This is a genomic window from Pseudovibrio sp. WM33 (assembly GCF_001623165.1).
Taxonomy (GTDB): Bacteria; Pseudomonadota; Alphaproteobacteria; order Rhizobiales; family Stappiaceae; genus Pseudovibrio.
In genome coordinates this window covers 38,702-64,361 of record NZ_LMCK01000019.1, presented here as the reverse complement: position 1 = coordinate 64,361, position 25,660 = coordinate 38,702, and the positions used below count along the sequence as shown (strand labels likewise).

General features: G+C 51.6%; 29 protein-coding genes. 9 read left to right on the top strand and 20 right to left on the bottom strand.

The annotated features are described in order from the left end of the window. The first annotated feature begins 129 nt into the window (after window positions 1–129). Window positions 130–1,317 (top strand): hypothetical protein, encoded by a 1,188-nt coding sequence (locus PsWM33_RS05200; protein ID WP_063299460.1) that lies wholly within the window; start codon window positions 130–132, stop codon window positions 1,315–1,317. A 48-nt stretch (window positions 1,318–1,365) separates the two neighbouring features. Here PsWM33_RS05200 and PsWM33_RS05195 read toward each other — a convergent pair whose 3' ends face one another. After that, window positions 1,366–2,175 carry an undecaprenyl-diphosphate phosphatase gene (locus PsWM33_RS05195; RefSeq protein ID WP_063294907.1) on the bottom strand — a complete coding sequence of 270 codons (810 nt, stop codon included), beginning with the start codon at window positions 2,173–2,175 and terminating at the stop codon, window positions 1,366–1,368. 149 nt (window positions 2,176–2,324) lie between these two features. On the opposite strand from PsWM33_RS05195, the gene PsWM33_RS05190 reads away from it, so the two are divergent. Both PsWM33_RS05190 and queG read left to right on the top strand, forming a co-directional pair. Continuing rightward, window positions 2,325–3,017 (top strand): glutathione S-transferase family protein, encoded by a 693-nt coding sequence (locus PsWM33_RS05190; protein ID WP_063299459.1) that lies wholly within the window; start codon window positions 2,325–2,327, stop codon window positions 3,015–3,017. Between the two features lie 20 nt (window positions 3,018–3,037). Next, window positions 3,038–4,174, top strand: coding sequence for a tRNA epoxyqueuosine(34) reductase QueG (gene queG, locus PsWM33_RS05185; protein ID WP_063294909.1), 1,137 nt, complete (start codon window positions 3,038–3,040; stop codon window positions 4,172–4,174). Between the two features lie 13 nt (window positions 4,175–4,187). On the opposite strand, the gene PsWM33_RS05180 is transcribed toward queG, so the two are convergent. After that, window positions 4,188–5,006 carry an SDR family NAD(P)-dependent oxidoreductase gene (locus tag PsWM33_RS05180; RefSeq protein ID WP_208994404.1) on the bottom strand — a complete coding sequence of 273 codons (819 nt, stop codon included), beginning with the start codon at window positions 5,004–5,006 and terminating at the stop codon, window positions 4,188–4,190. A gap of 191 nt (window positions 5,007–5,197) precedes the next feature. Between PsWM33_RS05180 and PsWM33_RS05175 the strand changes: the two genes are divergently transcribed. After that, window positions 5,198–5,887: a TetR/AcrR family transcriptional regulator gene (locus PsWM33_RS05175; RefSeq protein WP_063294910.1), complete on the top strand. Its 690-nt coding sequence runs from the start codon at window positions 5,198–5,200 to the stop codon at window positions 5,885–5,887. Between the two features lie 6 nt (window positions 5,888–5,893). Here the strand turns inward: PsWM33_RS05175 and PsWM33_RS05170 are convergent, their stop codons facing one another. The 3 genes from PsWM33_RS05170 to PsWM33_RS05160 form a co-directional block, all read right to left on the bottom strand. Next, window positions 5,894–6,376, bottom strand: coding sequence for a helix-turn-helix domain-containing protein (locus tag PsWM33_RS05170; protein ID WP_063294209.1), 483 nt, complete (start codon window positions 6,374–6,376; stop codon window positions 5,894–5,896). 121 nt (window positions 6,377–6,497) lie between these two features. After that, the gene (hisC, locus tag PsWM33_RS05165) at window positions 6,498–7,553 is read right to left on the bottom strand and encodes a histidinol-phosphate transaminase (protein WP_063294911.1); all 1,056 of its coding nucleotides are present in this window, start codon (window positions 7,551–7,553) and stop codon (window positions 6,498–6,500) included. A gap of 57 nt (window positions 7,554–7,610) precedes the next feature. Further along, window positions 7,611–8,063: a MarR family winged helix-turn-helix transcriptional regulator gene (locus PsWM33_RS05160; RefSeq protein WP_057462746.1), complete on the bottom strand. Its 453-nt coding sequence runs from the start codon at window positions 8,061–8,063 to the stop codon at window positions 7,611–7,613. A 115-nt stretch (window positions 8,064–8,178) separates the two neighbouring features. Between PsWM33_RS05160 and PsWM33_RS05155 the strand changes: the two genes are divergently transcribed. After that, complete coding sequence (locus PsWM33_RS05155; protein ID WP_063299458.1) at window positions 8,179–8,496, top strand: DnaJ family domain-containing protein; 318 nt, start codon at window positions 8,179–8,181, stop codon at window positions 8,494–8,496. A 111-nt stretch (window positions 8,497–8,607) separates the two neighbouring features. On the opposite strand, the gene PsWM33_RS05150 is transcribed toward PsWM33_RS05155, so the two are convergent. From PsWM33_RS05150 to PsWM33_RS05100, 11 genes are all read right to left on the bottom strand, one after another. Then, entirely contained in the window at window positions 8,608–9,108 is a 501-nt protein-coding gene (locus PsWM33_RS05150; RefSeq protein WP_063299457.1) for an RNA pyrophosphohydrolase, read from the bottom strand. Between the two features lie 118 nt (window positions 9,109–9,226). Beyond that, complete coding sequence (locus PsWM33_RS05145; protein WP_208981644.1) at window positions 9,227–10,450, bottom strand: divergent polysaccharide deacetylase family protein; 1,224 nt, start codon at window positions 10,448–10,450, stop codon at window positions 9,227–9,229. Window positions 10,451–10,625: 175 nt separating this feature from the next. After that, on the bottom strand, window positions 10,626–11,960 hold the full coding sequence (locus tag PsWM33_RS05140) for a S41 family peptidase (RefSeq protein WP_057462750.1): 1,335 nt from the start codon (window positions 11,958–11,960) through the stop codon (window positions 10,626–10,628). After that, window positions 11,957–13,333 carry a murein hydrolase activator EnvC family protein gene (locus PsWM33_RS05135; protein ID WP_208994403.1) on the bottom strand — a complete coding sequence of 459 codons (1,377 nt, stop codon included), beginning with the start codon at window positions 13,331–13,333 and terminating at the stop codon, window positions 11,957–11,959. The genes PsWM33_RS05140 and PsWM33_RS05135 overlap by 4 nt, the downstream gene beginning before the upstream one ends. A gap of 282 nt (window positions 13,334–13,615) precedes the next feature. Then, complete coding sequence (rlmH, locus tag PsWM33_RS05130) at window positions 13,616–14,098, bottom strand: 23S rRNA (pseudouridine(1915)-N(3))-methyltransferase RlmH (RefSeq protein WP_063299455.1); 483 nt, start codon at window positions 14,096–14,098, stop codon at window positions 13,616–13,618. A gap of 155 nt (window positions 14,099–14,253) precedes the next feature. Next, entirely contained in the window at window positions 14,254–14,685 is a 432-nt protein-coding gene (gene rsfS / locus PsWM33_RS05125) for a ribosome silencing factor (protein WP_208860027.1), read from the bottom strand. Window positions 14,686–14,811: 126 nt separating this feature from the next. Continuing rightward, window positions 14,812–15,477, bottom strand: a complete 666-nt coding sequence (locus tag PsWM33_RS05120; RefSeq protein WP_082826887.1) for a nicotinate-nucleotide adenylyltransferase — start codon at window positions 15,475–15,477, stop codon at window positions 14,812–14,814. Next, complete coding sequence (locus PsWM33_RS05115) at window positions 15,474–16,769, bottom strand: glutamate-5-semialdehyde dehydrogenase (RefSeq protein WP_063299454.1); 1,296 nt, start codon at window positions 16,767–16,769, stop codon at window positions 15,474–15,476. The genes PsWM33_RS05120 and PsWM33_RS05115 overlap by 4 nt, the downstream gene beginning before the upstream one ends. 52 nt (window positions 16,770–16,821) lie before the next feature. Beyond that, window positions 16,822–17,952 (bottom strand): glutamate 5-kinase, encoded by a 1,131-nt coding sequence (proB, locus tag PsWM33_RS05110; protein WP_063299453.1) that lies wholly within the window; start codon window positions 17,950–17,952, stop codon window positions 16,822–16,824. Beyond that, window positions 17,952–18,998 carry a GTPase ObgE gene (obgE, locus tag PsWM33_RS05105; RefSeq protein ID WP_063299452.1) on the bottom strand — a complete coding sequence of 349 codons (1,047 nt, stop codon included), beginning with the start codon at window positions 18,996–18,998 and terminating at the stop codon, window positions 17,952–17,954. The genes proB and obgE overlap by 1 nt, the downstream gene beginning before the upstream one ends. A gap of 276 nt (window positions 18,999–19,274) precedes the next feature. Continuing rightward, complete coding sequence (locus PsWM33_RS05100; protein ID WP_063299451.1) at window positions 19,275–19,820, bottom strand: GNAT family N-acetyltransferase; 546 nt, start codon at window positions 19,818–19,820, stop codon at window positions 19,275–19,277. Between the two features lie 854 nt (window positions 19,821–20,674). Here PsWM33_RS05100 and PsWM33_RS05095 point away from each other — a divergent pair. The 4 genes from PsWM33_RS05095 to PsWM33_RS05080 all read left to right on the top strand — a co-directional run bounded on the left by PsWM33_RS05095 (window position 20,675) and on the right by PsWM33_RS05080 (window position 23,313). Beyond that, a complete protein-coding gene (locus PsWM33_RS05095) occupies window positions 20,675–20,881 on the top strand; it encodes a cold-shock protein (protein ID WP_057461563.1) in 207 nt (68 codons plus the stop codon). A gap of 276 nt (window positions 20,882–21,157) precedes the next feature. Then, window positions 21,158–21,790, top strand: a complete 633-nt coding sequence (locus PsWM33_RS05090) for a TetR/AcrR family transcriptional regulator (protein WP_063299450.1) — start codon at window positions 21,158–21,160, stop codon at window positions 21,788–21,790. 100 nt (window positions 21,791–21,890) lie between these two features. Continuing rightward, complete coding sequence (locus PsWM33_RS05085) at window positions 21,891–22,478, top strand: OsmC family protein (RefSeq protein ID WP_063299449.1); 588 nt, start codon at window positions 21,891–21,893, stop codon at window positions 22,476–22,478. A 109-nt stretch (window positions 22,479–22,587) separates the two neighbouring features. Next, on the top strand, window positions 22,588–23,313 hold the full coding sequence (locus tag PsWM33_RS05080; protein WP_063299448.1) for a hypothetical protein: 726 nt from the start codon (window positions 22,588–22,590) through the stop codon (window positions 23,311–23,313). 48 nt (window positions 23,314–23,361) lie between these two features. On the opposite strand, the gene PsWM33_RS05075 is transcribed toward PsWM33_RS05080, so the two are convergent. The 4 genes from PsWM33_RS05075 to PsWM33_RS05060 are packed head-to-tail and all read right to left on the bottom strand — an operon-like array spanning window position 23,362 to window position 25,660. Continuing rightward, a complete protein-coding gene (locus tag PsWM33_RS05075; RefSeq protein WP_208994402.1) occupies window positions 23,362–23,976 on the bottom strand; it encodes a GNAT family N-acetyltransferase in 615 nt (204 codons plus the stop codon). Window positions 23,977–23,984: 8 nt separating this feature from the next. Then, window positions 23,985–24,530, bottom strand: a complete 546-nt coding sequence (locus PsWM33_RS05070) for a GNAT family N-acetyltransferase (protein ID WP_063299447.1) — start codon at window positions 24,528–24,530, stop codon at window positions 23,985–23,987. A gap of 9 nt (window positions 24,531–24,539) precedes the next feature. Beyond that, entirely contained in the window at window positions 24,540–25,106 is a 567-nt protein-coding gene (locus PsWM33_RS05065; protein ID WP_063299446.1) for a GNAT family N-acetyltransferase, read from the bottom strand. A gap of 5 nt (window positions 25,107–25,111) precedes the next feature. Further along, window positions 25,112–25,660 (bottom strand): GNAT family N-acetyltransferase, encoded by a 549-nt coding sequence (locus tag PsWM33_RS05060; protein ID WP_063299445.1) that lies wholly within the window; start codon window positions 25,658–25,660, stop codon window positions 25,112–25,114.

Here is a 25,660-nt window from a genome sequence, read left to right as displayed (position 1 = left end):
CACGGATGCTGCATAAGCATATGTTCACCACCAGTTCTAAAAGCCATCCCACCTTCATCAGACTAGCGCATATTGTTCGATAATACGTAGTTTCCTTAGCAGTAGAGCCTTCAAAACTGGAATGAAACCATGCCGCTGACCGACTTGACCCCAGAAGAGCATCAATGGACAGAGGATATGTTTAAACTCCTGCGTATCGATGCAGGTGGTGCAGAAGGCGCAGAGGCAGGCGAAGCATCAGCTGAAGCTGCCTTGCCTGCAGACTTTTCTCAGCTAGAGCATTCTATTTCTGAACTGAACGCCAAAAGTGATATTCTGAGAAATTACAAGGCATTGAGCTCATCTTTCAAAAAATGTGATAAAGCAACTCAATCGGCTCTCAAAGCGGCTCTGGCTGCGATTCATGACAAGAATGAGAAAGCTGTTATCTCTTCCATCTCTTTCTTGCAAAAGTGCGTTTCGGAGCACTCAGAACTGATCAATGTTGCAGAAAGAACGCTCTCTGAACTATCAGATGAAGTTGGCGGTCTGCGAGAAGAATACAATGAGCATGCAAACCGTAAGGCCGAGTTTGTGAAGCGTGCTTATTTCAGTAAGGCCAATGCCAAAAAGCTTAGCAAGTTCACATCAGCTTGTGAGGATGTAAACAAGGAGCTCTCCCACGCAGAAGCATGCGTTCAGGCCCGCAACATTGATGATGTCAACAAGGCGTTGAAGTCAGGCAACAAAGCCCTTCAAAAGCTCCGTAAAGAGATGGACTGGCTGGATTCAGCGGAAGCAAGCAAGCCTGAAAGCAAACGTATGGGTGATGAAAAGCTTCAGGGTAGCATCACTGCTGACTATGACAAAAAGAAAGAAAGCTGGCGCCCGCAGGTTTGCTACAACGCGGCAATGAAAGTTGGTGTCATAGAGGGCAACCTACCAGAGTTTTTGCGATCGAGTCTGATGGGGGAAAACAAGGTAAATGGCTACCCGGAGGGTTATTCTGAGTTGATGGGGGTATCCACCGAGACAGTCGAAAAAGAGTTCGACCACACCAAGGTGAAAGAGTCCGGTGTTCTCAATTTTGTTGATGATAAAACGGGCCACATCTCTCATACCGCCTATCTTCAAAAGACAGACAAAGGATCCGTCGAGCTTTATCACACCAACTGTCAAACACTGGACATGGCCCTGCTGCGTAAAGATCAGGACATTCCAAAATCTGGACTGGTTACTCATTACGAGCTCAGCGATCCCGACACCCAGAACAGGTTTCAGGAATGGTTGAACAATGGGTACAGCTTCAAACATACCCCGGCTTCTGACCTGAAATAAAAAAGCGCCGCATGTTTGCGACGCTTTGAAGATGATTTGTAGATGCGGTTAGCTCTGAGTGAGGATGAGCCCCAACAGTCCAAGCCCGCCTACAATGATGCGCCACCAGCCGAACAGCGCGAAGCCGTGCCTGGAGACATAATCCAGCAAGCTGCGCACAACGAAGAAACCGGCAATGAAGGAAGAGACGAGCCCGATGATAATCAGGGTCCAGTCATCCTGCCCCAAGGCGTCCTTGTTCTTCAGAAAATCGAAAACAAACGCACCAACCATGGTCGGCATAGCGAGGAAGAATGAGAATTCCGCCGCAGACCGCTTGTCCGTGCCCATCAGCAAGGATGCGACAATCGTTGCGCCACTACGAGATACACCGGGGATCATTGCCATACACTGTGCAAAGCCAATTTTGATGTAAAGCGAAAGCGGATAGTCTTCCACGTTGGTATAGCGTGCTTGCAAAGGCATTTTATCAACCAGCAGCATGATGATGCCACCGAAAATCAGCGTCACACAGACCAGAGCGGGAGTTTCAAACAAAACCGCTTTGATGAAATCGTAGGCCAGTGCGCCAATCGCTGCAGCAGGCAGAAAAGCAAGCAGAACGCCTAGTGTGAAATGCCGAGCTTTTGCACTTGTTGGCAGTGCAACTGCAATTCTTGTGAGCCGTGTGAAATAGACGGTCAGGATAGCTGTAATAGCTCCAAGCTGGATCATCACCTCAAAGGCGCGACCTTCACTTTTAAACCCGATAAAATGCCCGATCAGCAGCAGATGCCCTGTGGAGGAAACTGGGATGAATTCAGTCAGGCCTTCAATGATGCCGAGCAGCAATGCGCCGACGATACTTTCAGTTGTCATTAAACGATGGTCTCCACGAATTTTCCCCAGATGTCATTGGTGAGGTTGTCCCCGTGTTTTCGTATGGTTTACCGTCTCAAGACTCTTTTGAGACAAATTACGTTTCTATAGCAACCTTTTGGTTACAGGTTTGCTCATAAATCAGAACAATGCTCAAGCTCTATCATCATCCTTTCTCTCCTGAATCGCGCTTCGCACGCTTAGCGCTCGGAGAATATGGAATTCCGTTTGAATGTCAGACGGAGTACCCTTGGGCACGTCGTCACGACTTCCTCATGATGAACCCAGCAGGAACGCTTCCCGTTCTGAAGGAAAATGATGGCCCTGCTGTGTGCGGGCCCATGGTTATCATGGAATACTTGGACGAAACTCGCGGCTATGCGATTCCTAACAGCCGCCTGTTGCCGGATCACCCTGAAGCACGTGCAGAAACGCGTCGTCTCGTCTCTTGGTTTTTGCAAAAATTCCTCGGTGAGGTTATTGGCTACATCGTGCAAGAACGCATTTACAAACAGGAGATGCCGGATAGCCAGGGTGGCGGACAGCCAGACTCAAGCATTCTTCGGATTGCACGGGTCAATATGCTGAACCACTTGCGCTACATCGGATACCTTGCTGCGACACGTAAGTGGCTGGCTGGTGATCGGCTCACATTTGCTGATCTGGCCGCAGCAAGTCTTCTCTCCTGTGCAGACTATCTTGGTGAAGTTCCATGGTCCGAGGACGAAAATGTGAAGAGCTGGTACGCGCGGATGAAATCTCGCCCGAGCTTCCGCCCAATTTTGGCGGACAAAATGCTCGGCATGCCAGCGGCAAAGACCTACGCGGATCTGGACTTTTAAAGCCTCATTCAGACACTCAGTTGACGGAGAAACAAGCTGCACGCGTCAAGGCGGACCTGATCAAACGCGCACGTGCAGTCGGGTTCGATGACATCCGTATCACCACAGCGGATGCAATCCCACTTGCGCCAGAGCGTCTGCATCACTTCATCGAGCAGGGTTATCACGCCACAATGGAATGGATGCCGGAAACCGAAGTCCGGCGTTCAAGCCCGTTAGAGCTATGGCCGGAAGCCCGCTCTGTTGTCATGCTAGCGATGAATTATGGGCCAGACATCGACCCGATGGAAATGCGCGACAAGCCAGATAAAGCGCACATTTCGGTCTATGCCCGCAATCGCGATTATCACGACATCGTCAAAGGCAAAATGAAAGAGCTGGCCAGCCTGTTGGTTTCCAAAGGTGGTGGGGATGTAAAGGTGTTTGTGGACACGGCCCCGGTAATGGAAAAACCTCTGGCTCATTCCGCTGGGCTCGGCTGGCAAGGCAAGCACTCAAACCTCGTGTCCAGAGAGCTTGGCTCCTGGTTCTTCCTCGGGGCGATTTTCTCAACATTGGACTTGCCACTGGATGAACCGGAAGTCGACCATTGTGGCAACTGCAAACGTTGCCTCACAGTTTGCCCGACGAAGGCTTTCCCAGCGCCGTATCAAGTAGATGCTAACCGCTGCATTTCCTACCTGACCATCGAGCACCACGGCCCAATTCCGCTGGAATTCCGCAAACCAATTGGCAACCGCATCTATGGTTGTGATGACTGTCTTTCCGTTTGCCCATGGAACAAGTTTGCGCAGTCCGCCAGCGAAGCCAAATTACAAGCCCGCGAAGACCTTATGGAACCGGCTCTTGCAGAGCTGCTGCAAATGGACGATCCAACCTTCCGCAAGTTCTTCTCTGGTTCTCCGGTCAAGCGCATTGGCCGCAACCGTTTCATCCGCAACTGCCTCATCGCAGCAGGCAACAGCGCAGAAGAGAAGCTCATCCCCAATGTACTGAACCACCTGCGAGACGAAGACGAAACCGTCCGCGCCTCCGCAGTCTGGGCCCTAGCCCAACTTGTCTCCACCACCGATTTCGAGAAGCACAAGCGGGCATTGTTGGTAGGTGAAACAAGCGGCGTAGTCAAAGCTGAATGGGAACAGGGCACCTCTTCTTGAGGCGCCTTATCAATCAGGCAGCGTTGTCTGCCTTCACATACTCAAACCCAGTTAATTTCTCAGAGAGTGCCCAGAGTTTCTCCTGAAGCTCTGCATCCATCGCTGGGCCGGAAAGTTTCACAGGACTCGGGTTACCCCATAGCCCGAAGCGTGGTCCCAGAAAGGCGCATTCCGCAATATCTGGAGCCGTTGCCGAGACTAATTGTGGGCGACATCCAAACTCAACAGGCCGTGCCATAAACCGAGACAGCCACCCTCCCATCCCGATGGACTGCTGACGTTCTGTTGCTGTCAGGCCAGGGTGCGCAGATACTGATTTGGCTGAGGAGCCTGCCGCTTCAAAACGCCGTTGCAAAGCAAACATGAAGAGCGGGTTTGCAAGCTTACTATTGCCGTAGAATCCCAAGCGAGAATAAGGCCGCTTTTCTGAGTGCAAATCTTCAAGATCCAGTTTTGCTGCTCTGTAACCACCGCTGGAAACGGTTACGACGCGAGCATTAGGCGTCGCAACAAGTGTTTTAAACAGTAATCCGGTCAGTAAAAAGTGACCCAGATGATTGGTTGCCATATGGATTTCCCAACCTTCTTCGGTGTGCATTCGTTGCTCCAGGTTTACGACACCTGCGTTGTTCAGCAGAATATCCAACTGCTGATGCTTTGTAGTGAAAGTCTTTGCAAACCGGTGAATGCTCTTCCGGTCTGTCAGGTCAAGAGGGAGCACCTCCAGAGAAGCTGAGCTGACCTTCTGGCGGACACGTGCGATTGCAGTCTCACCCTTTTCGATGGACCTACAAGCAATCACTACATGCGCACCGCGCCTTGCCAGTTCCAATGTTGCCGCCCGTAACCACAGCCGTTTTGCCTGCGAGGTCTTGACTGTTTTTATTATTTGGCTGTTGTTGCAAAGTATCTCTCCTGAGATTGTCAAAATAACAGAACATCGGTAGTTTATTTGGAGAGTTTGCGGGAGTCAATAAACGACCGTTGGTCGTTTATGTGCTGTACGGAAGAGTAATTAAGAATATGACAGAAAAATCAAAAGCTTATCAGCGTGCACGTACAGCAGAACATTTTGCTGAACGAGAGAAGATGATCCTGACGTCAACGCGTATTCTGATGGATAGAGAAGGTATTGAAAACACGAGCCTTTCCGCGGTGGCGCGAGAGGTTGGTCTCGCAAAGTCCAGCCTCTATCGATACTATGAAAGCCGGGAGCAAATTCTTGTCGCACTGCTTCAGGAAGAGGCGGATCGCATGATTGCTGACTTCGAAAAGTCCCTGAGTGAACCTAAAAGCCAACGAGATCTCACAGGTATTGCAAAGCTCTGGGCCAAGGTGTGCTTCGCGCATCCGCGCTTGTGTTTGTTGGCCAGCCAGCTTTCGCCAATTCTGGAGCACAATCTCTCAACACAGCGCATTGTAGAAGCGAAGCTGCAGTTCCTGCATCGCCACCGAAAGATGGCAGAGATACTGACCGCTGCCCTTCCACACATGAGTGAGGCAGGAGCTCTTGCAGCAGTCCAGTACGTTTTCACAATTGTTGCAGGGCTTTGGCCGATGAAAGCAGACCGCAAAAATTCACTGGCAGCGCTGGAACATCCTGAACTGGCTCATTTGAAGATGAACTTTGAGGATACGCTGGCCAGCGCTATCGAGCTGTGCTTGCTCGGCATTCTGGCAAAAGAGCAGAACTGGGAGCCGGTGTTGGAATAACAGCGGCTACTGCCGCTGCCTCAACCGTTTCTTTATCTGACGCTTTTCCCAATCGCCACCAAAGGGATTGATGACCTCGAACACACTCAAACCATGAGCAACAAGGCCGATGCCAAACCCAAAAGCAACCCACAGGAACCAGAGGTAACCCGGTGATGTGAGCAGGTTCAGCACCGCCAGAGCTGTAATCACAACGGCGTACTGGATCAGGTTCATGTAAAAGCTTCGTATGTCCCGCACATACTCCATAGCTTCTTGTTCCCTACCGGAAAGCTCGGGCAAAATTCCATTGGATGCTGAGGGCATGTCTTGTTCCTTCCTGAGATCACCAAAATCCGTGTCTAGAGCAGAAGCAATGCATTTCAGGGTTTCGGGGCTTGCATTCGCACCGCGCTCGATACGCTGCAGTGTCCGCGTGCTGATACCTGCCATGTGTGCGAGCTGCTCCTGAGAGAGCCCTTTTTCAATGCGTAATTTTCTGACAATCACGGAAAAATTCCTGTTCTTCAACTAGGAGCAAACTGGAAGCTTCTTAAATAAAACACCACGACAAACAACCGACATGACCACGATATTTAAATCTAACACCCTGTAAAATAACAAAATATATTCAGAGCATCGTCCGAAGCACTTTCACCAGTGTGGTACATTCTTCAGAGGTTCCGATAGAAATACGCAGCCAGTCGTTGATCTGCTCTTTCTTGAAGTACCGGACCAGAATGCCGTGCTCTCGCAAATCTGCATGTATCCGTTCCGCCGGTACATGCGCATGTGAGGCGAAAATGAAATTCGTTGAAGATGGCAACACCGTAAAGCCGAGTGTCTGGAGGTTCTCGGTAAGCTTCTCTCTATCAGCAACAATCTGGTCGCGGCTCTTCTCAAACCATTCCGTGTCTTCCCAGGCAGCAAGCGCGCCTGCAAGTGAAAGCCTGTCGAGTGGATAGGAGTTGAAGCTGTTCTTGACCCTGTGCAATCCCTCAATCAAATGCGGTTGCCCCACGGCAAACCCAACACGCATTCCTGCAAGGCTGCGGGATTTTGAGAAAGTTTGCACCACAAGCAGGTTGTCATAATCTGGCACAAGTTGAACCGCGCTTTGCCCACCAAAATCGATGTAAGCCTCATCGACAAGAACCAACACATCCGGGTTTGCCTTGAGGATTGCCTCGATAGCCTCCAATGGCATGGCAAGACCGGTTGGCGCATTCGGGTTTGCGATGACGACACCACCACAAGTCCCGGCAAAGTCGCTGGGGTTGATACGGAAGTCATCGCCGAGAGGCATCAGCCGATGTTCAATCGAGTAAAGCTTACAATAGGTTGGATAGAACGCGTAGGTGATCTCCGGAAAGAGAATTGGCTCTTTCCCGCTGAAGAAGGCATGAAACGCATGCGCCAACACCTCGTCACTGCCATTGCCCGCAAAGATATGGTCAGAGGTCAGCTGAAGAGCGGATGCAATACCCGCTCTCAGGTCAGAGGCTGATGGGTCGGGATACAACCGTAACGCATCGCTTGTGGCAGCAGCAATCGCTTCCAATGCACGCGGAGAGGGACCCCATGGGTTCTCATTGGTATTCAGTTTGATAAAGGTCTGATGCTTCGGCTGTTCACCCGGTGTATAGGGCTCCAGTTTTTTGACAATCGGGCTCCAGAACCTGCTCATATCTCAATCCAATCTCAGCAAACCGCAATCAATCGCGCATCTTTAAACTGGTAGACCCTAAGAGCGCTTGGACAATGCATCATTCAAAACGCACTGCATGCGATAATAGGTCTCCACCTCTTCCTCGGAAAATACCTTCGCGAACTCTTCTATCCGTTTCATCTCGGCCTTGCGAACTTTTTTAATCAGCGCTTTGCCTGATGGTGTCAAACAATAGAACACGGAACGCTTGTGCCGCGGATTGCTCACTTGTGCTACTTGCTCCTTGTCCAGCAATTCTTTGAGGACCTTGGCCACAAACTGGCGCTTCAGCTGCAGAAAATCAGTGAGTTGTGGCGCTGTTGCCTGCTCCAAAGCAAGCGCAGCTTCCAGCACAGCACGCTGACCGACAGTTAGATCGGTTCCTTCAAGATCCGCCTCAACCCGATTGCTAATGGTACGGAGTAACGGTCGGGTCATCTGAATGCCAGCATAAAGCATTTCGGGTTTGGATTCTGGTTTTTTAAGCATTTGATTTACTTGCTTTAATTCGTTTTATTGTCAATAAAATTGACAAATATCGTGTTCTGACTTACGTCTACCCTACAGATTTTCAGGTGATCTCAAAGGAAAATGAGTACAGATCATGGGTTTTAAAAATCTTGCAGAGCGGCAAATCCTAAAAGCACAAGCAGAAGGGCAGCTGAATAATCTTGAGGGAGAAGGTAAGCCGCTGCCAGCACGTGCACCCGGTTCTCTTGATACAGCTGCAGGCATGAGGATCATGGCTGATGCCGGGGCTGTACCTCGCGAGATTGAATTGAAGAAAGAGATAGATGCTCAGCGGCTTGTTGTTCAAAAAGCTGTAGGCACGCCAGATTGGAAATCCGAAATGGCAAAACTGGCAGACCTGCAACTCCGTCATGCGATCGAGCAGGAAGCCCGAAAAAAGTTTTTCACATGAGTTGCCGAGCGCATTCCAAATGTATGCGCTAAGCAAAACCTGATGGTTGCCGATATTCTACGTACTAGGAAAGTCCACAGGGGCGAGATGGTACAACATCTCCAAGCCGTATCAGCTTGTGAACTCAGAGAACGCTTCAACCACATCCAGATAGACTTGGTGCTTGAACGGGATCACAAGGCCGGCAAGGTTCTCGGCTTTTTCCCAGCGCCACTCACAAAACTCCTGCGCATGCCCGTCAGGTGGAGTCAGGATGTTGATTTCGCTGTCATCACCATCAAAGCGGAATGCAAACCAACGTTGTGTTTGGCCGCGATACTTAGCCTTGCGTACTTGGCGTTGAATTTCCTCAGGGAAATCGTAGGAGAACCAGTCAGGTGCTTCTGCCAGTAATGTGATGGACTTCACAGAGGTCTCTTCATAAAGCTCACGCTCCGCAGCTTCCAGCGGGTCTTCCCCTTTGTCCAGCCCACCCTGCGGCATCTGCCAGGCAAACTCTTCTGGAATTGGCTGCTTGTCTCCATAGCGTTTGCCAGCCCAGACAAGCCCATCCCTATTGATAAGCATGATGCCAACACAAGGGCGAAAAGGAAGAGCGCTGTAATCGGTCATGTCTGGTCCAATAAAGAGAGTTGAGTACGTAGTCCCGAAAACCGGAGCTATCTTTCGGGACTACGCGCAGAAGAAAGATTGGAGCATGATGCGTGAGTTCATATGAACGCAACAGGCTCTAGCGTGTGGAATTGATAGCAGAGCTGATTGGAACGAGAGAAAGACCACGCTCCTCCAGTCGCTGCGACCACGCCTCCAACGCATTCAACGTAACAGGGAAAGCAGTCGCAGTTGCGACGGCAATGCCGCGTTGACGAGCAATTGTTTCCAGTTCCAGCAACTGTGTACCAATGGCTTCGGCGCTCAGGTTCTGGTCCAGAACCAGATCGGCCTGCACAAATGGCACTTTCTGCGTCCCGGCAACCTCGCTTGCTCTGGAGCGGGGAGACGAACCGTCATCAACATACATCAGACCACGATCACGAACCTTGCTGAGGAACTCACTCATACGGGTCTCGTTAGAGGTGAAACGGTCGCCCATGAAATTGACAAGCCCTACATAATTGCTGGTCTGCCCAAGAACCCAGGAGAGGCGCTCCTCGTTCTGCTTCCTGTCCAGATTGGTCAACAGGCTTTGCGGGCCAGCGTCGTTGTCAGGATAATCAAACGGCTCCATTGGAGCTTGAAGAAGCACTTCATGCCCAGAAAGGCGTGCGGATTTCATCCAGCTGTTGATGTCATCACCATATGGAGAAAGCCCCAAAGAGATGTCAGCCGGAAGATCCTCAATGGCCTTGAGCGTCATATCGGAGTTGAGCCCGATACCATTGATCAAAATAGCAATCCGCGCCTGTGTCAGCGCTGCAGGGTTAGGCCGCCGTGCATAGACATCCAGCGGGCGAATACCCTCAGCAGAGATCTTAGGAAGGGAGCCGAACTTGTTGGGCTCAAGCAGCTGATCAATTGGGTCGGTAGAAAGCGACTCGCTTGAGAAGCCACCATCCAGCCCCTCATAATCAACACGCCGGGCCAAGTCGACGAGTGATGTTGGTCCACTGGCCTGATCCTGCGCGTTTGCACCAGCCGGACGAGAGGGACGATAGCTGCCATCCTGTCCAAAGCCATTGGCATTAAACTGGTCAGACCCAATCTGGGCCAGTTGAGAACCATCCGGTAGGTCAACAATCTCGATATCACTGGGAGCAACACCATCAAGAGCACTGGAAAGCTCGATAGTCGCCATCGGCTCGCCACCGTTGGGATCGTCAACAATGCCGATCCAGATAAAACCGGTGGTGAAAATAACAGTCATGATGGCGACACCAATCAGGCCGAGCGGCAATCGCCCGATGCTCCGACGCTTGTTCATTCCAAGCGGAGCTGTCAAATCGCTCCTAACCATTGGTGCCCCCACCCTGTCATAAAATTCCGCCGCGCCAAACGAAGGTTTAGCGCGGCGTCCTTAATCACTTTATAGCATATCCCCGAAATGTGGCTACCGGTTTTCGGAGGGGTATATGCCTGAAAACAAATAGATAGAAATCGAGCGCTTCAGATGAAGCGCTCGATACTCTGAATTATTTGGATTCGTTTGCTGCACTGTCTGCACTTGGTGGGAAGGCTGCATCAGTCTTCTCGCCGCGGAGCAGGGATTTTGCCAGGTTCAGCTGTACATCTTTGTCTTTGTCCTGTGGCACGTAAGCCTGACTACCAGAACCTTCATCGCCTTCTTCAGCCTGAAGGTGACCACGCAGACCTGCTTCGCCTTTGGTTTCAGCACGGCCTTTCAGCTCATCAGGCAGTTCCTGCAAGGAAATGATGTCAGGGCGGATACCCTTAGCCTGAATGGAGTTGCCAGACGGTGTGTAATAACGAGCAGTTGTCAGACGAATAGCACCATTCGCACCAAGTGGAATGATGGTCTGTACAGAGCCTTTACCGAAGGAACGTGTACCCAGAATAGTTGCGCGGCGATGATCCTGTAGAGCTCCGGCTACAATCTCGGAAGCTGACGCAGAACCACCATTCACCAGAACGATCACAGGCGCGCCTTCAGTCAGGTCACCATTGCGAGCGTTATAGCGCTGGGTCTCTTCAGCATTACGGCCACGGGTAGAAACAATTTCACCACGGTTCAGGAACGCATCAGAAACAGCAATCGCCTGATCCAGCAAACCGCCTGGGTTGTTGCGCAGATCCAGCACAAAGCCCTTCAGATTATCTTCGCCGATTTCAGCAGTCAGCTCATCAACAGCGTTTTCCAGACCATCAAAGGTCTGTTCGTTAAACTGCGTGATGCGGATGTAACCGATGTCATCTTCTTTGTTCCAGCGAACAGAGCGAATGCGGATCACATCACGTGTGATGGTGATATCGGTTGGTTCGTTGATACCTTCACGACGCACTGTAATGACGATGTCTGTATTGACCAGACCGCGCATTTTCTCGACAGCCTCATTCAAGGTAAGGCCCATAACCTGTTCCCCATCAAGATGGGTAATCAGGTCGCCTGCCTGTACGCCTGCTTTGTAAGCCGGAGTGTCGTCAATCGGAGCAACAACCTTCACAAGGCCGTCTTCCATGGTCACTTCAATACCAAGGCCACCAAACTCGCCGCGGGTCTGCACCTGCATATCGCGGAAGCTTTTTGGAGGCAGATAGCTGGAGTGCGGATCAAGGCTGGTGAGCATGCCGTTGATAGCGGTCTCGATCAGCTTGGAGTCAGCTGGCTCCTCTACATAATCAGAGCGCACACGTTCAAACACGTCGCCAAACAGATTAAGCTGATTGTAGGTATCAGGAGACGCAGCAGAAGCTGGTTCAGCAAATCTAAATGGTGCCTGAGAATATGTTACGACCGCCGTAGCCCCCATGACTACGCCAACCAACAAAAGCGATGCTTTCCGTATCATCCGCGAACCTTTTCGTTTTCGGCGCGTGACCACCATGGGTTGGGGTCGATTGCAGTGCCGTCTTTCCTGAATTCTACATATAAAACCGGCTGGTCCAAACTAAAATTAAGGTTATTAGCGCTTGCGAGGCGCGTTTCTCCCATTTTAGCGATTGGCTCTCCAGCTAGAATAAACTGCCCTAACTCCACCATGACATCGTCCAGCCCGGACATAAGGACATGGTATCCGCCGCCTGCATTAACAATTACCATCTGCCCGTAAGAGCGGAAATCCCCTGCATACACCACCCAACCATCAGTGGGGGAGGTGACCTGGGCATTCGGGCGTGTCGCAATGGATTGGCCAGTTGTTACGTTGCCAAAACCATCTGCAACCCCAAAGTCTTGCAGGAGTGTTCCAGACACCGGATCAGGCAAAAGCCCAAGGGTATCCGAAAAAGCAACAACCGGTTTCAATCGGGTCGGATCAGCAAACGGATCACCGGAGGCGATCCGGTTTTGCCGCTCAATGTCCGCAAGTCGCGCTGCTTCTGCCGCACGACGGCTGCTATCCACTTCTCTTTCAAGGTTAGCAAGCAACTCTTTCAAAGAGGTTGCCTTTTCGGCAAGTTCCCTGGCGCGAGCCTTCTCGGCCTCCAGCGCTGCAAGGCTTTCCTGCCGTGCTGCCTTCTTCTTTTCTAAAAGCAATTCAACACGATGGCGCTCTTCCGCCATCTGTATTGCACCACTTCGAACCCGGTTGCGCTCTGCTTCAATTTTTGCTCGAAGCCGAGACAATTCAGCAAGATCACTCGCCAGCGCTTCCGCCTCAATCCGCACTTCCGGCATGATTGAGTTGAGCAGGATCGCACTGCGTACCGCACCAAGAGCATCCTGAGGACGCACGACCATAGCTGGTGGCGGGCGATGACCGATCCGTTGCAAAGCGCTTAAAACTTCAGCTAAAACATCTTTACGTTCATTCAATGACGCCCGGACAGATTGCTCATTTTTTCTATGCCGGCCCAAACGCGCTTCAGTGGCTTCCAACTGGTTTTCCAGTTTTTTCATACGCTCACCGGTACGGATCAACTCTCCGCTCAGGCTCTCGCCATCACGCTCCAGCGCACGAATGGACCGCTGAATTTCTTCACGCTTCTCTTTGGATAGAGAGATGTTTTCATTCAGGCCGCGAAGCTCTTTTTCCCGTTCCTTTTTTTGGAGCAGGGCAATCGCAGCCGGATCTTCGGGATCAATCTTGCCATCTTCAATTTTAAAGGAAACGTTCGTCAGTTTTTGCGCAGTACTTTGCAGCGGCAGAACAAGCGCTACCGCAAAAAACAAGGCAAAGCTTGTCAACAATCGGAGGATCAGGTTTCCCCTAAGACGCAACAACTGAACTCCCAAAGTGCAGCGCAGAGCAAAACGCTGACCTTAATACTAAAATATCGACGTAGACCAACCCTGCAAAACAACAGGCACGCAGCCCCAAAGTTAACGCCGAGGATAATGCTCCAGACAGCGTTAAGGAAGTGTCAACCACGTTGAAGGCTTAGCGACTTCCAGTAAAAACATCAATATCTACAGTAGCCATTCGGGCAGGTGAAACCGGAATGGGCAAATACAAAACAGTCTTAGTGGAAGGTTTTGGAATAAGAGCGGCAACCTCCGCACCACTCACGCCCGATGATACGGATGCCTTGTCAGTATGGTGATTGCGCGGTAGATTTGCTCGCCGCACAGGATCCGGACGAGTTGGTGTGGCCATGTCATGGAGCCCAGAGCGAGCTTCAGGTCTGCGCGTTGCAGCAGCGCCTGGCCGTGGCCGTCGGCACCGCCAATGGCGAGCACCATATCCGAAATACCCTGATCGGCCCAACCGCCAACCTTTTTGGCAAAGGCTTCGCTGGAAAGTGCCTTGCCGTGCTCATCCAGTGCAATCAGGATCGCACCGGAAGGAAGCGCATTGAGCAGCAGTTGCGCTTCTTCGTCTTTTCGATCGTTCGTACGGGCAGCCCGACTCTCTGAAAATTCCACCACGGACACAGACGTAATGCCAACGGAACGGCCAGCTTTGCGGGCTCGGTCCAGATAGCGTTCAAGCATGTCCTTTTCCGCGCCAGCTTTCATTTTGCCGACGCAGGCAATCGTGACTTTCATAAAGTCTCCGGGATTAGATCGTAGTGACCCGCAAAAAGATCTCATGCAGATGGAGCAGCACCTGCATCAGCGGCATTTGCCCAGATTCCCTCATTCCCCCAAAGGGGCAGAGAATTGACTGGTGTAATAGTCAGTGCTTCAAAGAAGCACTGATACTATCCGATGAACTGCGTCGGTGCAGAGCTATCCGCAGACCACATTTTTTCTACATTGTAGAAACTGCGGACTTCTGGGCGGAAAATGTGAATGATTGCATCACCGATATCGATGAGCACCCAGTCACAATGCGGCATGCCCTCAACGCGAGCGTTACCGTAGCCAGCATCTTTCAGATCACGGAGCAGGTAGTCTGCAACAGCACCCACATGGCGATGAGAGCGGCCAGAAGCCACAACCATGTGATCAGCCAGAGCAGATTTGCCTGTAAGATCTAGAGATACGATATCCTCAGCCTTGGAATTCTCCAGGCTGTTGAGGATCAGTGCAAGCACGTCCCCCTCATTGGTGGGATCATGCGGTTGAAGAGGAGCGATGGTGTCCGTCCCTTCATGTTGAGTTGTCATGGTCAGCTTAAGAGCCCTCGCCATGGTTAGAGAAAGCAGTACTCTGCCGGTCGAAAAGCCTGAAATGCACAAACTCAAGCCTTCCGTCAAGAAGAATACTCAGGTCCCTATGGCATTTTCAAGACACTACTTGCCGTAAAAAGCGTAAAGTTACCCTGGGGTGTGTCCTCTATTCCTCAGGAGGGTGGAAGAGGTTTCATCCAGCGGACCACGTAAAATGGTCCAGCACGGGGCTTTGCACTCAGGCAGTTGGTCTGCACTTTTTTCTTTTAATTGAGCAAAGGCATACCTTTGGCAAACTTGAGCGGAAAGAGACGAAAGGGTCGCTTTAGGCCGGTCAACAATTGCCACAGGCACCCCTTCTATAATGCTCTGCCAGTTTTGCCAATGGTGAAAATTGGAGAGATTGTCTGCACCCATAACCCAGACAAAATTCAGATGCGGTCTGCGCAGCTTTAATTGCTCCACCGTACTTGCCGTGTAAGAGGTGCCAAGCACCTTCTCATAGGCCGTCACCTTCATGCGTGGGTGCCGTGCCAAAGCCTGCGCGGCGGCAACACGTTCTTCCAGGGGCGCGAGGTTTCGGTGAGACTTCAGCGGGTTTCCGGGCGTGACCAGCCACCAGATTTGATGCAGGTTCAAGCGCCGCAATGCCGTCTCCGCCACCATAAGATGGCCGGGATGTGGGGGATTAAACGACCCGCCAAACAAACCAATGCGATTGCCCGGAGCAGCATAGGGAAGGCGCATCCAGTCTGGTTGCACAATCCCAAGCTTGCCGTGGCTATCGCCCATTGTGGGGTCGGGGTTCGTCATGGACGTGTTTGGCCGTTCCCGCGAACCACGTATTTGAAGCTGGTCAGCTGTTCCACACCAACTGGTCCGCGTGCATGCATGCGGCCAGTTGCGATGCCAATTTCAGCACCCATGCCAAACTCACCACCATCAGCAAACTGTGTGGATGCATTGTGAAGAACGATAGCCGAGTCCACTTCTGCAAGGAATTTGCGGGCCGCAATCTGGTCTTCTGTGATGATGCAGTCTGTGTGATTGGAACCGTAGATCCCAATATGCTCAATCGCATCTTCCAGACCGCCAACAATCTTCACAGAGATGATCGCATCTAGATATTCAGTCGACCAGTCGTCGTCAGTCGCCTCAGAAGCGGTTGGGCAAAGCATCATGACGTCTTCATCACCGCGTATCTGGCAGCCTTTTTGTTGAAGAGCAGCAAGAATTGGCGGCAAAATGGTTGCTGCCACAGCTTCATCAACCAGTAGCGTTTCGGCAGCACCACAAATGCCCGTCCGGCGCATCTTGGAATTGACGGTGATTTCAATCGCCTTATCCAGATCGGCCTTTTTGTCGATGAAGATATGAACCAGACCTTCCAGATGCGCAAACACGGGCACACGGGCCTCATCCTGAACACGGGCAACAAGGCTCTTGCCACCACGTGGAATGATCACATCAAGATTACCATCCAGACCCTTCAGCATTTCGCCTACAGCAGCACGGTCTTTCACCGGTACAATCTGAATGGCATCTACTGGCAGTCCGGCGTCTGCAAGGCCAGCCTGCAAAGCTTTATAGATAGCAAGGTTGGAGTTGATGGTGTCTGAACCGCCGCGCAGCACAACAGCATTACCAGCCTTCAGGCACAATGCTCCGGCATCCGCAGTCACGTTCGGACGGCTCTCGTAGATTACGCCAATTACACCAAGAGGCGTGCGGACGCGCGAGATATCCAGCCCGTTCGGACGTTTCCAGTCTGCTATCGTAGAACCGACAGGGTCTTCCAGCTTGGCAATGTCTTCCAGTGCGCAGGCAATGGCCTCAATGCGCTCTTCGTTCAATGTGCCGCGATCAATAAAGGATGCCAGCTGACCATTGGCCTGCATGCTCTCCAGATCAATCGCATTCGCTTTGAGGATCTCAGGGGTTGCAGAGCGAACGGCAGCTGCCATCGCTTCCAGGCCTTTGTTCTTCTGGCTTGTGGGGGCAATGGCTAGAGTACGTGCAGCAGCGCGTGCCTTTTTGCCAAGAGTTGCCATCAGGTCGCGAACATCGGTGTTGTCCGCATTTGCCACTTCAGAAGTATTCAGCATCTGCAAAACCCTTAAGTCATCACTGGTTGAACTTGGTCAACCTAAACAGTTTCTATGAATTGTCCAAATCAGATTTAGAGAGCACAAGGTCGTCCGTATGGACCATTTCTGCCCGTCCCGGATAGCCAACAATGGCTTCAATTTCTTTGCTGTTGCGCCCGATGATGAGAGAGGCCTCACCGTAATCATAGGCCACAAGACCGCGACCCACATCATGCCCGTCCGCATCTATAATACGCACAGCATCACCACGTGTGAATGTGCCATCCACTTTGGTCACCCCTGCTGGCAGCAGGCTCTTGCCCGCCTTCACAGCTTTCAGCGCACCTGCATCCAGCTGAATGGTGCCATGCGGCTTCAGGTGACCGCTGATCCACGTTTTGCGGGCACGAGCGGGTGAGGATGGAGCAGGGAACCATGTTGCCCGTGCGCCATTTTCAATTGCGTTAAGCGGGTTCATGGTCTTGCCACTGGCAATGATCATAGACGTACCAGCGCTCTGCGCAATCTTAGCCGCATCAATCTTGGTCTTCATGCCACCGGAGGAGAAGGCCGTTCCCGGCGCACCGGCCATCGCCTCAATCTCCTGCGTCACCTGAGGAACTTCAGGCAGGAAGATAGCATCAGGATCTGTCTGCGGAGCGGCGGTGTAAAGCCCGTCCACATCAGACAGCAGCACAAGAAGATCCGCACTCGCCATAGTCGCCACACGGGCGCCCAGACGGTCGTTATCGCCATAGCGGATCTCAGAGGTCGCAACGCTGTCATTCTCGTTGATGATCGGCACAGCGCCCATCTTCAGCAATGTGCCAATCGTCTCGCGTGCATTCAGGTAACGGCGACGCTCTTCCGTGTCGCCGAGCGTCAGCAGAATCTGACCTGCCGTTAAACCACGCGCACCGAGAATTTCAGAATACGCCTGAGCAAGTGCAATCTGGCCCACAGAAGCGGCGGCTTGCGCCTGCTCCAGTTTGAGCGGACCAGCTGGCAGACCAAGCACACCACGACCAAGAGCAATGGAACCGGAAGAGACCACCAGCACTTCTTTCCGAGCTTCGGAAAGAGCCTGAAGGTCATCTGCCAGCGATTCCAGCCACTCACGTTTCAATCGGCCCTTTTCTACCAGAAGGGCAGAGCCGATTTTAACGGTGATGCGCTTATAGTCGCTCAGACTTCGAGCCATTACGGGCGCCACTCCTCAATTCCATCAGAAGGAATGGCATTGGCCTCGTCTTGCTTATCCTTGTCAATTGCACGAATGATCATGCGCTGAGCAGTGTCGATGTTTTCACCACTGGCAGACGAAATGATCAAAGGCTTCTGACCGCAGGCTTCTTCAAGAGACTTAAAGCGCTCTTCGCGCAACTCGTCTGTCAGTGCATCTGCTTTGGAAAGACAAACAATCTCAGCCTTCTCATCCAAACCATGGCCATAAGCTTCCAGCTCACCGCGAATGGTGCGGTAAGAATCTGCCGGGTCTTCTTCTCCAGAGCCATCCACCAGATGCAACAGAACGCGAGTCCGCTCCACGTGGCCAAGGAAACGGTCGCCAAGACCATGACCTTCGTGTGCACCACGAATGAGTCCCGGAATGTCAGCGAGCACAAAGCCGCGATTGTCGAGTTCACACACACCCAGGTTCGGGTGCAGCGTGGTGAACGGATAATCCGCAATTTTCGGGCGTGCTGCTGATACAGCGGAGAGGAAGGTGGATTTGCCAGCGTTTGGCAGGCCCACAAGTCCAGCATCCGCAATCAGCTTCAGCCGCAGCCAGATCCACTTTTCTTCACCTTCAAGACCAGGGTTCGCATGGCGCGGTGCCTGGTTGGTTGAGGATTTGAAGTGTGCGTTACCGAAACCGCCATTACCACCTTTCAGAAGCAACAAGCGCTGACCAATCTCGGTCATATCCGCCTGAACGGTCTCGTTGTCTTCTTCAAGAATCTGAGTGCCTACAGGAACACGAAGCACAACATCGTCGCCCTTGGCGCCGGTTCTGTTGCGGCCCATGCCATGCATGCCGATTTTTGCTTTGTAGTGCTGCGCGTAGCGATAGTCGATCAGTGTGTTGAGGCCATCAACGCACTCAACCCATACATCACCACCACGGCCACCATCACCGCCGTCGGGTCCACCTTCGGCAACATATTTCTCACGGCGGAAGCTGACGCTGCCCGCGCCACCATCACCAGACTTTACAAAGATCTTTGCCTGATCGAGGAATTTCATTTTATTCTCTTTCGTCCACCTGTGACGTTCTTTGGAGGACGTCATAAAGCCCTATTGCGCTCCCGCCAAGGGCGGAACGGCAAATCTGGCTAATTTTATTGCTTAAGCGTGTTCCCGAAAAGTGTCTAGCGCTTTCCGGAAAAGAATTAGCAACCTGATTTATGGTTTACTGCCCTGAACAGCCAAAAGGCTCACGAACATCAATTCGCAAGCCTTTCAAAATCCAGATGCGCAAGAACAAATCTCTAAAGACAAGCTGCTTTAGAGACTGGAACGTCAGGCCGCAATCGCCTGCATTGATGTCCATCTGTCCCGGGTCAGCGTAACCGTGGTGTAATCCATTTCGAGATCACCACGTGCGCGGTTCTTCTCTTTAGTCTCACCAGTTACCTCAAACCCGTTCTTCTGAAGCACATTCAGAGACTTCGGATTGATGGTGAACAGGCCGGTGTTCATCGCAGCCGCATTCAGCCGGTTGAACACATAATCGCATACCAGGTTGGTTGCTTCACTGGCATAACCTTTACCCCATTGAGATTTAGCCAGCCAGTAACCGAGGTGCGGTGTTGTCGAGACATTGCGGATGCCGATGACGCCGACAAGGCCTTCGCCATTGTCGATCACCCAGTTGATCTCTTCGCTATGAGATGTCGTGCGGCAATGATCAAACCACCAGTCACCATCATCCTTTGTATAAGGATGCGGAACGACAGTCAGCATCTTGCTCACATCGAAATCATTCAAAGACGCATTATGAGTATCAAAATCACTCTCGCGAAAATCGCGTAGGATCAAGCGCTCGGATTGTAACTCCGGGAACATGACAATCTCTTCTTATTCTTCTTGGAACGCTTGGCTTGTTGTCGCTGGCGCTCATTCTCTTAAGTACACGAAGATAGCGTCAAACCCGTCGAGCCATGTGCTCGCAACGCGCCGGTGCTATCCAACCCTTGCTTTTGGTTCCTGAAATCTCAAGTGAATCCCTGCCACGAGTGCTGGGTACGATCACAAAGGGACGAGGGAGCAAAAGGCTGTTGCCGCAACCTTGCTCAAAGACCCTATCCTGCCATCTGCTGAAAGTCGCGGAACGCATAAACAGGCGCGCCAGCCAGATCAGAGAAGCAGGACCCATCTTCAATTGCCCGATAAACACACACAGATCGGAGAATCGAAGGTGATCGACGCCTGCACCTTTATTCACAGGGGAACAAAGCAAGCAGGCAACAGCATCTTGGAGGTTTCAAAATCCGAGAGGAACTTCAAAGCTTGGGGGCGGTCACTATCTCGGACCACTCCCTATTGCAAGCAGTTAGAGCATATTTCTGGAATATTTTTCACATGCTGAGGAATATTCGCTCAAATATCGACAAATCCGGCAATGCAACCGCCAGGTGTCTCCAATATCAAGTTTCCCTCAATTTTATGCGTTTTGTGAAAAGATCAGGGAATAAGTTAGGATTTGACTCAGTAAAAACACAGGGAATTTAAAAAAAATGGCTCTACACGCCTCAAATGGAAAGCTGGATCTTTACTTATCAGTCAATATGTGGAATGCCGTCTCTACGTTAAGACTATCGACCCTGTCTCCTTTTTAGGCGTCAGTGCACTCGATTTCGCCCTGACGCAACCAAAGCTATCTGCATGTCGCAGCGGCACACTAACTAGGAGATATCACGATGGCTAAAGGCACCGTGAAATGGTTCAACAGCACTAAAGGTTTCGGTTTTATTGCACCTGAAGATGGAAGCAAAGACGTATTTGTTCACATCTCTGCAGTAGAGCGCTCCGGTCTGTCTACTCTGGCTGATGGCCAGGACGTAACTTACGAACTGGAAGCTGGTCGTGATGGCCGTCAGAGCGCTGTAAACCTCGAAACCGTATAATTCGAGCTGTTCAGTGAAAAAGAGCGCAGCAATGCGCTCTTTTTTTTGTCTGGATTTTGGCCCGGACATCAATAAACCTACAATGAGATAGCCATCAGGCTTCCATTCAGCCAAAACGACCCTCCCCAAATCCGGCTCTCAACATCATGCTTCGCCGTGATGTCAGCTGAACGCCCCCACATTCCATTCCCTTGCAATCTTGTTTCTCCTCACCAAACTCACTAGAGCTTAGTGTAAGATACGGTATCGTACCCACGTGAGAGATGGAAAACCTGCATGGAATCAGAGAAAAAGGTATCGCGCGGCGAAAAGCGGAAAAATGAGCTTTTGGAAATTGCAGCTGACGCGATCATCGAACTTGGCTATGCCAACACCTCGATGGATGAGATCGTCAGACGCGCCCGCGCCTCCAAAACCACAGTCTACAGACACTTCAAAAACAAAGAAGCAATGTTGGCAGAGATTGTCAGCAACCTGTCTGAAGGGCCTGTCCTCTCCATTAAACCTCTCGACTCAAACGAAGATGGCGGCTCCCGTCAGGAGCTTGAAGAGATTCTGTTTGTCTTTGGCAAGGCTGTCTTGACCCTCATCTATGATGACAGAACTCTGGGCCTTTGGCGCATGTTGATAGGTGAGGGCAGTCGCGCTCCCCATATTACCAAATCATTCTTCCAGCTTGGTCCCAAACGGGCAACCTCCAGCATTGCACAGCAGCTCCAACTGGCGAGCAGTCTGGGCATCGTCGCCATCGAACATCCTGAAAACGCAGCGGCCATCTTCATGGGTATGTTGCGCGAGGACACTCACCTCGCTCTTCTGCTGGGCGTTCAATCCGCACCGACTCTACAGGAAATCTCAGATCATGTTCGCCAATGTGTGCGTGATTTTATGAAGGCTTATGAGGTCTGATGCCAACCAGCGTGGAACCGTATAAAACAGCCCGGCTTGACGAAAGTAATTTTTATCTGCTAAGTGTACGGTACAGTATCGTACACTTACGGAGGTAGAGATGCTTGATAATAACACTGTGACACATCCCATCGTGACCCGGGCAGCAGCCATGCCAACGCCCCAGCACATCAGCTTGAACAAAATCAAGAAGTCGAAAGACGGCATGGAGCTTGAGGTCGATTTCCTCGCAGAGCTCACAGGCGATGGCTTGGTTAAGACCGGCGTGGTCCAACCCAACGTTCCCGGTTTTGGTGCGTTCGAAGTCCTCTGCGACGAAGGCTCATCCATTGGCGGAACGGACACAGCCCCTGCGCCACTATCCTACCTAGCCGCTGGCATAGGCTTCTGCCTGCTGACACATGTGCATGGGTTGGCTCAGTCCCGTAGGCTGAACATCTCCTCCATCAAACTGGAGCAGAAGATGAAGTTCCAATCCAGAATTCCGGGCATGACCGCAGAACAAGGCACGGAAATGCTCGGTGTTTCAAAAGGCGTTGAGACAGTCATCATCATCGAATCGCAAGAAGACCCTTCTCTGATCGCATCTTTGGTGGAGGCAAGCGAGAAAGCCTGCATGGCGCTTCAAACCGTCGTAAATGCAATCCCGGCATCGACCACAATCATCAATAACGGGCAGAAACTCTGAGCCGGAATTGATGTGCAGGGCAGCCTCTCAAGCGAAACAGTTTAAGAAGTTGCCCTCTTTTCCAATTTACCTTCTCAACAATGTCTCCGAGAAGGGCGGAGGAAATACAATGACATCCTCAACCCAAAACCACTACTTCCCCACCACCTTTCGCAACCAGCTCATGGCAACAATCGTCTGGGCTCAGGTCTTTGTTCTCTATTGCATCGCGCTTCTGATCTTCACCAAACAGAATGAAAGCCAGATCTTCTGGGCAGACCCGTTTATCAAGATTGTACCGATCTACGTCTCAACCTGGCTCATTATTCTCACCTCACTGCTCTTGGGCTGGTTTTGCTTTAACAAACTCGGCTGGGCAGGCTTGATAAAGCACACGCCCGGTTTGCAGATCGTGAGCGGTGTAAGCACAGCAATCATCATCACATGTATCATCTGGGCGTTTTTCGGGAGTGAACTGCCTGACTTTGTCCCGGCAGAAGAAAGCTCTCGTCCAGGCTATCTCTTTGGCATGGTTGCAGGTTACGGCGAAGAACTCGTCTTCCGCATGTTACTGAGTGCGCTGGTTTTCTTCGCAATGTTCAAGCTGCTGTCAGGCGTTGAGTACAGATATCGCGTGTTTTGGTCTGCTGGCACTGCAATCCTCATCGCAGCACTTGCTTTTGTCTTTCTGCATGAGCTTGGAGAAGTCGATAGCGTCCTGCTGTGGAACTTGGTCGCCACGCGCCTTCTCGTTCCCGGCATCATAATGGGGAGCCTGTTTTTTCTGGTCGGTCCGGGCTTTCTCATCTTCATGCACAGCGCAATGCACATCATGATACCGCTGCTGTTCGACTAATCCCAAAACTTGTCGCGCGCCCAACGGCACGCGACAAGCTAATCATGCTTAAACCGTCACCGCCCGCATGGCTTCCCACAAATGGCGGGTGAGCTCCACGTTGATGAGAGTGACTTCTTCTTCTCCGCGAGCGCGACTTTTTTCTGGCTCCGAGCCGATTGTCTGGAAGCCGTTCTTCGCCAGCACATTCAGGGACCCGTCATTTTCTTCAAAGGCGCCGGAAGTCACTTTGCTCACACCCAGTTCCTCAAAGCAGTAATTGACCACCGCCTCAGTTGCCTCGCTCATATAGCCTCTGCCCCAGAACGGTTGACCCAGCCAATAACCAATGCGCGGGAAGCCATCTTCTGGGATGCGTATTCCAATGACGCCTGAGAACCCATGTTCGGATTCAATAACCCAGTTCGTCTCTTCGCTTAGCGATGTCTCCTTGATGTGGTTCAACCACCATTCCCCATCCGCTTTTGTGTAAGGGTGAGGCACCACAGTCAGCATCTTGCTGACTTCGAAGTTGCTGATGTATTCGCAGATCGATTTCAGATCATCCTGCTGAAACTGGCGGAGTGTCAGGCGGTTTGTTTTGAGTTCAGGAAACATCATTAATCCAACTTGTTGCGTTTTGGAGTGCTTGGTCGCTGTGCCGCAAGCACTCGGTAATTCCATGATGGTCGTTAGGCAGGGACATGTCGTGCTGCCCACTGTTCCCGCGTTAAACTGAGAGAAATATTCGGCAGCTTCTCTTCTGGCCGGGAGCGCGGTGTTGAAAAGCCTCTTCCAACCTCCTGAAAACCCAGTTTGGTCAGAACGCGCAGGCTTCCGGGGTTCTCTTCAAGCGCAGAGGTATAAATCGTGGGCAGGCCAAGTGTCTCAAAACCATATGCAGTAACGGCCTGAGCAGCCTCACTCATATAGCCTTTGCCCCACAGATGCTCAGCAAGCCAATACCCAAGAATTGGCTTGCCGCTTTGAAGCTTCATCAGAGTGATCGCGCCGGAAAAGCCAGCTGGCCCCTCAATCACCCAGGCGATTTTCTCTGAGAGTGGAGTGGTCAGGCAGTAGTTGATCCACCATTCTCCGTCTGCCTTGGAATAAGGGTAAGGCACTTCAGAGAGTGTTTTACTAACTGCGAAATTGTCGGTGAACTTGCAAAGTGGCTCCAGATCAGAATGCCTGAACTGGCGCAGTATCAGCCTGTCTGTTTTTAGGTCAGGAAACATCTTGAATACTCACGAATTCACGTCTGAATTAGTCAGTCGAAGAAAGTCATTTCGGGTTATCTGAAGCTGGGTCTCATCAAATTCCACATTGTCCCGCGCACGGCAGGCGTGTTTAGCCTCACCAGTAATCTTGAAACCCATCTTGGTCAGCACCCGCATGGAGGCCGGGTTCTCCTTGAACACGCCGGTCCGCACCACATGCAGCGCCCGCGCTTCAAACAGATAATCAAGAACAACACGCAAAGCCTCACTCATCAGCCCTTTGCCCCAATGCTCGCGCCCAAGCCAGTAGCCAACGCTCGCAGCTCCATGCAACTCCTTCGCTTTAAAACCACCACAAAACTGCCCATCAAGCTCAATTGCCCAGGTCACATTCTCAGCTGTGTTGTTGGCAAGCGCCTGCTCAATATAATCCCGCCCATCCGCTTCCAAAAACGGATGCGGTTGACTGCTCAGCGACTTGGAGACCTCAAAATCCCCCAAGTACGCACAAAGCCTCTCCAAGTCCTCAGATCGCATCTCGCGCAATACTAGTCGCTCGCTGCGTAGAACAGGAAAGGTGCTTTGGGTTGTCATGGCCCTCAACCTTCCGCTTCTGCTAGGTCCACAAAATCGGCTTTGGGCAATGCAAGCCGGAGATGTGGAACCATGATATCACCGCGTCCTTTAGAGGGGATAGTTTCTTCGCCAACTTTGCTGAAGCCCATTTTATCCAACAAGTGAGAGGCGGCGGGATTGTCGGCAAACACACCAGCCTCAAAGCTCGTCACAAAGCGCCGCTCAAATCCGAAACGCAGAACTGTGCGCAGCGCTTCGCTCATGTAGCCACGCCCCCAATAAGGCTCACCCATCCAATAACCGGTCCAGCTAGTTACATCCTCAAACTTTGACCAGATGCAACCGACAAGGCCAGTTCCATCATCAATGGCCCATAACACAACACTGGCAGGATCATTGGTTTTGCCGCGATGGATGTAGAACCTGCCAGTCTCTTCTGTAAACGGATGCGGCATGCCAGAGAGCATGCTCGCAATCGCATAAGAGTTCGCCAGCTGGACAAGGCGATCCAGATCACCGTCTTCAAGCATGCGCAATCGAAGACGGTCTGTTTTCAGCTCTGGAAAAGCCAT

Excerpts from the sequence above, each read along its gene's own strand:
- PsWM33_RS05200 (WP_063299460.1), top strand. The coding sequence starts at position 130 with ATGCCGCTGACCGACTTGACCCCAGAAGAGCATCAATGGACAGAGGAT.
- PsWM33_RS05195 (WP_063294907.1), bottom strand. The coding sequence starts at position 2,175 with ATGACAACTGAAAGTATCGTCGGCGCATTGCTGCTCGGCATCATTGAA.
- PsWM33_RS05190 (WP_063299459.1), top strand. The coding sequence starts at position 2,325 with ATGCTCAAGCTCTATCATCATCCTTTCTCTCCTGAATCGCGCTTCGCA.
- PsWM33_RS05175 (WP_063294910.1), top strand. The coding sequence starts at position 5,198 with ATGACAGAAAAATCAAAAGCTTATCAGCGTGCACGTACAGCAGAACAT.
- hisC (WP_063294911.1), bottom strand. The coding sequence starts at position 7,553 with ATGAGCAGGTTCTGGAGCCCGATTGTCAAAAAACTGGAGCCCTATACA.
- PsWM33_RS05160 (WP_057462746.1), bottom strand. The coding sequence starts at position 8,063 with ATGCTTAAAAAACCAGAATCCAAACCCGAAATGCTTTATGCTGGCATT.
- PsWM33_RS05155 (WP_063299458.1), top strand. The coding sequence starts at position 8,179 with ATGGGTTTTAAAAATCTTGCAGAGCGGCAAATCCTAAAAGCACAAGCA.
- PsWM33_RS05150 (WP_063299457.1), bottom strand. The coding sequence starts at position 9,108 with ATGACCGATTACAGCGCTCTTCCTTTTCGCCCTTGTGTTGGCATCATG.
- PsWM33_RS05145 (WP_208981644.1), bottom strand. The coding sequence starts at position 10,450 with ATGGTTAGGAGCGATTTGACAGCTCCGCTTGGAATGAACAAGCGTCGG.
- PsWM33_RS05140 (WP_057462750.1), bottom strand. The coding sequence starts at position 11,960 with ATGATACGGAAAGCATCGCTTTTGTTGGTTGGCGTAGTCATGGGGGCT.
- rlmH (WP_063299455.1), bottom strand. The coding sequence starts at position 14,098 with ATGAAAGTCACGATTGCCTGCGTCGGCAAAATGAAAGCTGGCGCGGAA.
- rsfS (WP_208860027.1), bottom strand. The coding sequence starts at position 14,685 with ATGGCGAGGGCTCTTAAGCTGACCATGACAACTCAACATGAAGGGACG.
- PsWM33_RS05120 (WP_082826887.1), bottom strand. The coding sequence starts at position 15,477 with ATGACGAACCCCGACCCCACAATGGGCGATAGCCACGGCAAGCTTGGG.
- PsWM33_RS05115 (WP_063299454.1), bottom strand. The coding sequence starts at position 16,769 with ATGCTGAATACTTCTGAAGTGGCAAATGCGGACAACACCGATGTTCGC.
- proB (WP_063299453.1), bottom strand. The coding sequence starts at position 17,952 with ATGGCTCGAAGTCTGAGCGACTATAAGCGCATCACCGTTAAAATCGGC.
- obgE (WP_063299452.1), bottom strand. The coding sequence starts at position 18,998 with ATGAAATTCCTCGATCAGGCAAAGATCTTTGTAAAGTCTGGTGATGGT.
- PsWM33_RS05100 (WP_063299451.1), bottom strand. The coding sequence starts at position 19,820 with ATGTTCCCGGAGTTACAATCCGAGCGCTTGATCCTACGCGATTTTCGC.
- PsWM33_RS05095 (WP_057461563.1), top strand. The coding sequence starts at position 20,675 with ATGGCTAAAGGCACCGTGAAATGGTTCAACAGCACTAAAGGTTTCGGT.
- PsWM33_RS05090 (WP_063299450.1), top strand. The coding sequence starts at position 21,158 with ATGGAATCAGAGAAAAAGGTATCGCGCGGCGAAAAGCGGAAAAATGAG.
- PsWM33_RS05085 (WP_063299449.1), top strand. The coding sequence starts at position 21,891 with ATGCTTGATAATAACACTGTGACACATCCCATCGTGACCCGGGCAGCA.
- PsWM33_RS05080 (WP_063299448.1), top strand. The coding sequence starts at position 22,588 with ATGACATCCTCAACCCAAAACCACTACTTCCCCACCACCTTTCGCAAC.
- PsWM33_RS05075 (WP_208994402.1), bottom strand. The coding sequence starts at position 23,976 with ATGGAATTACCGAGTGCTTGCGGCACAGCGACCAAGCACTCCAAAACG.
- PsWM33_RS05070 (WP_063299447.1), bottom strand. The coding sequence starts at position 24,530 with ATGTTTCCTGACCTAAAAACAGACAGGCTGATACTGCGCCAGTTCAGG.
- PsWM33_RS05065 (WP_063299446.1), bottom strand. The coding sequence starts at position 25,106 with ATGACAACCCAAAGCACCTTTCCTGTTCTACGCAGCGAGCGACTAGTA.
- PsWM33_RS05060 (WP_063299445.1), bottom strand. The coding sequence starts at position 25,660 with ATGGCTTTTCCAGAGCTGAAAACAGACCGTCTTCGATTGCGCATGCTT.